General features: G+C 65.9%; 4 protein-coding genes. All 4 read right to left on the bottom strand.

The genetic code is table 11. The features are described from left to right. Nucleotides 1-538 (bottom strand): glucose-6-phosphate dehydrogenase assembly protein OpcA (locus tag A5652_RS13110; protein WP_197513947.1); only part of this gene is annotated, 538 nt, incomplete at its 3' end. Beyond that, on the bottom strand, nt 538-2082 hold the full coding sequence (gene zwf, locus A5652_RS13105; RefSeq protein ID WP_067351587.1) for a glucose-6-phosphate dehydrogenase: 1545 nt from the start codon (nt 2080-2082) through the stop codon (nt 538-540). The genes zwf and A5652_RS13110, both read right to left, overlap by 1 nt. After that, nucleotides 2079-3200: a transaldolase gene (gene tal, locus A5652_RS13100; protein ID WP_067351584.1), complete on the bottom strand. Its 1122-nt coding sequence runs from the start codon at nt 3198-3200 to the stop codon at nt 2079-2081. Before tal ends, zwf begins: the two co-directional genes overlap by 4 nt. A gap of 16 nt (nt 3201-3216) precedes the next feature. Continuing rightward, the coding region (locus tag A5652_RS13095; protein WP_304441772.1) for a transketolase C-terminal domain-containing protein at nt 3217-4093 on the bottom strand (877 nt) is incomplete at its 5' end.

The raw sequence follows: 4093 nt of genomic DNA, 5'->3' as shown, positions 1-4093 counted from the left end.
AATAGGTGATGCGCGCCCAGGCGAGGTCGGTGTCACCCGCGGTGTATCCGGGCAGCCGGCTCTTGATGGCCGCCAACGGGTCGACGCCGTTGGTCGCATCGGTGATGCGCCGAATGGCCAACCGGCCCAACGGATCTTGCGCCGGCACCGCCGGCGCGACGTCGGGCCACCAGACCACCACCGGGATGTCGGGCAGCAGGAAGGGGGTGACCACGCTGGCGGCGTGGCCGGACAGCGGCCCGGACAGCCGAAGCACCACGACTTCGCTGGCGCCGGTGTCACCCCCGGCGCGCAGCTGCGCATCCAAACGCGGTTTGTCCGCATACGGGTTGCCCCTCATCGTCACGATGATCCGGCTGGGGTGCTCGTGGCTGGCGTTGTTGGCGGCTTTCAACGACTCTTCCAAGATCTCGTCGCTGTCCGGCGCGATGATCAGGGTCAGCACCCTGCCCATCGCGACGGCGCCGACCTTCTCCCGCAGTTCGTCGAGCTTCTTGTTGACCGCCGTGGTGGTGGTGTCTTCCATATCGATGATCATCAGGGCCGCCGCCACTCGCGGCCGGTGCGGCGCAGCATCTCGAAGGCGGAGTCCGGACCCCAGGTGCCCGACTCGTACGGTTCGGGTTTGCCACCGGCCGCCCAGTTATTGAGTACGGGATCGAGTATGTCCCAAGCCAATTCGACCTCTTCGTTGACCGGGAACAGGGACGGCTCGCCCAACAGTACGTCAAGGATCAGCTGTTCGTAGGCTTCCGGCGATTCCTCGGCGAACGCCGAGCCGTACGAGAAGTCCATGTTGACGTCGCGGACTTCCATCGCGGTGCCCGGCACCTTGGACCCGAAGCGCAGCGTGACGCCTTCGTCGGGCTGCACTCGGATCACCATGGCGTTGGTGCCCAGCTCGTCTGTCATGGTCGCGTCGAACGGCAGATGCGGAGCACGCTTGAAGATCAGCGCGATTTCGGTCACCCTGCGGCCCAGGCGTTTTCCGGTACGCAGGTAAAAGGGGACACCGGCCCAGCGGCGGGTGTCCACCTCGAGCGTGATGGCGGCGAACGTCTCGGTGGTCGAGTCTTTGGCGAATCCCTCCTCATCGAGCAGCCCGACGACCTTCTCGCCGCCCTGCCAGCCCGCGGCGTACTGGCCGCGGCTGGTGGTCTCGTCGAGGGGCTCGGCGAGGTGGGTGGCCGAGAGTACCTTGATCTTCTCGGCTTGCAGCGCCGACGGGCTGAAGCTGACCGGCTCCTCCATCGCGGTGAGCGCCAGCAGCTGCATCAGGTGGTTCTGGATCACGTCGCGCGCCGCGCCGATGCCGTCGTAGTAGCCGGCGCGGCCGCCCAGACCGATGTCCTCGGCCATGGTGATCTGCACGTGGTCGACGTAGTGCGCATTCCAGATCGGGTCGAACAACTGGTTGGCGAACCGCAGCGCCAGGATGTTGCGGACGGTCTCCTTGCCCAGGTAGTGGTCGATCCGGAACACCGACTCCTCGGGAAAGACCGCGTTGACCGACTTGTTCAGTGCCTGCGCACTTTCCAGGTCGTGACCGAACGGCTTCTCGATGACCACCCGGCTCCACCGGTCACCCTGCGGGCGCGCCAAACCCGACTTGTGCAACTGCTCGCACACCACCGGGAAGGACTTCGGTGGGATGGCCAGATAGAAGGCGTGATTGCCGCCGGTGCCGCGCTCGGCGTCCAGCTTGTCCAAGGTCTCGGCGAGCCGACCGAACGCCTTGTCGTCGTCGAAAGCGCCCGGCACGAAACGGAATCCCTCGGCCAGCCGATCCCAGTTCTCCTGCCGGAAGGGCGTGCGGCAGTGTTCCTTGACTGCCTCGTGCACCACCTTGCCGAAATCCTGGGTGCTCCAATCCCGGCGAGCGAAACCCACCAAAGAGAAGCTGGGCGGCAGCAGACCGCGGTTGGCCAGATCGTAAATCGCCGGCATGACCTTCTTGCGGGCCAGGTCGCCGGTGACGCCGAAGATCACCATCCCGCACGGTCCCGCGATGCGCGGGAGCCGCTTATCTCGCCTGTCCCGTAACGGGTTATGCCATTGTTGCGCGGTGCGGGCTGGGCTCATTTGGAGGTGGAATCCAGCTGCTTCTGCGTTTCCTCCAGCAGCTCGGTCCAGGAATCCACGAACTTCTCCACGCCCTCGTTCTCCAGCACCTTGAAAACGTCGGTGAGGTCGATGCCGACCTCCGAAAGCTTGTCGAACACTTCCTGCGCGGCGTCGGCGGTACCCGTGACCGTGTCACCCTTGATCTCGCCGTGGTCGGCGACCGCGTCAATCGTCTTCTCCGGCATGGTGTTCACCGTGTTCGGCGCCACCAGCTCGGTGACGTAGAGGGTGTCGGAGTAGTCCGGGTTCTTGACGCCCGTCGACGCCCACAGCGGACGCTGAACCCGGGCCCCGTCGGCCTTGAGCGCCTCGAAGCGGTCACCGCCCTCGAACACCTCCTGGTAGGCCGCGTACGCCAGGCGGGCGTTGGCCACACCGGCCTGTCCAGCCAGCGCCTTCGCGTCATCCGAGCCGATCTTCTCGAGCCGCTTGTCCACCTCGGAATCCACGCGAGATACGAAGAACGAGGCCACCGAATGGATCTTGGACAGGTCGTGGCCGGCCTCGCGGGCCTTCTCCAGGCCTTCCAAGTAGGCGTCCATCACCTGGCGGTGGCGTTCGACGGAGAAGATGAGCGTGACGTTGACCGAAATCCCCTCCGCCAGAACGGCGGTGATGGCCGGGATGCCGGCCTTGGTGGCCGGGATCTTGATGAACAGGTTCGGGCGGTCGACGATCTTCCACAGCTCGACGGCCTGCGCGGTGGTCTTGTCGGTCTCGGCCGCCAGCCGCGGGTCGACCTCGATGGACACCCGGCCGTCCACCCCGTCCGACGCCTCCCACTCACGCTTGAGGACGTCGCACCCATTGCGCACGTCGTCGGTGGTGACCGTGCGGATGGTCGCCTCGACGTCAGCGCCACGCTCGGCCAGCTCGGCGATCTGGTCCTTATAGGAATCGCCCTCCGCCAACGCTTTCTGGAAGATCGACGGGTTCGTGGTCACGCCGACGACGCTCTTGGTGTCGATCAGCTCTTGCAGGTTGCCCGACTGCAGCCGCTGACGCGACAGGTCGTCAAGCCAGACGGATACGCCGGCGGCGGACAGCGCCGCCAGATTCGAGTTCTGAGCGGTCATGTGAATTACCCTTTCCTCAGTTATCCACTACTTCTTCCGCGGCGGCCGCGACGGCTTCGGCCGTGAAGCCGAATTCACGGAATAAGGTTTCGTAGTCGGCAGATTCGCCGTAGTGCTCGATCGAGACGATCTTGCCGGTGTCGCCGACCAGCTTGTGCCAGCTCTGCGCGACGCCGGCCTCAATCGCCACCCTGGCCGACACGGTCGGTGGCAGCACGCTGTCGCGGTAGTCGGAGGGCTGGGACTCGAACCATTCGACGCACGGCATGGAAACCACCCGCGCCACGATATCCTTGTCCGCCAACAACTTCTGCGCCTCGACCGCGAGCTGGACCTCCGAACCCGTGCCAATCAGCACCACGTCGGGGTCTTGGCCGGCTTCCTCGCCGTCCGAGCCCAGGATGTAGCCGCCCCGCGCGACGCCATCGGCGCTGGTGCCCTCGAGGATCGGCACATTCTGGCGGGTCAGCATCAGGCCGACGGGGCCGCTGCCGTTGCCGCGGGCCAGGATCGTGCGCCAGGCGTAGGCCGTCTCGTTCGCGTCGGCCGGGCGCACCACCGACAGGTTCGGGATGGCCCGCAGCGCCGCGAGGTGCTCGATCGGCTGGTGTGTCGGACCGTCCTCACCCAGGCCGATGGAGTCGTGGGTCCAGACGTAGATGGTGTCGATGTCCATCAGCGAGGCCAACCGCACCGCCGGCCGCATGTAGTCGGAGAACTGCAGGAACGTGCCCCCGTAGGCCCGGGTCGGGCCGTGCAGCACGATGCCGGACAAGATGGCGCCCATCGCGTGTTCGCGCACACCGAAATGCAAGGTGCGGCCGTACCAGTGCGCCGTGTAGTCCTTGGTCGAAATAGACGGCGGCCCAAAGGAATCGGCACCCTTGATGGTG

It is taken from the genome of Mycobacterium sp. 1165178.9 (assembly GCF_001673555.1).
Taxonomy (GTDB): domain Bacteria; phylum Actinomycetota; class Actinomycetes; order Mycobacteriales; family Mycobacteriaceae; genus Mycobacterium.
This window is presented reverse-complemented; position numbering and strand designations above follow the sequence as displayed.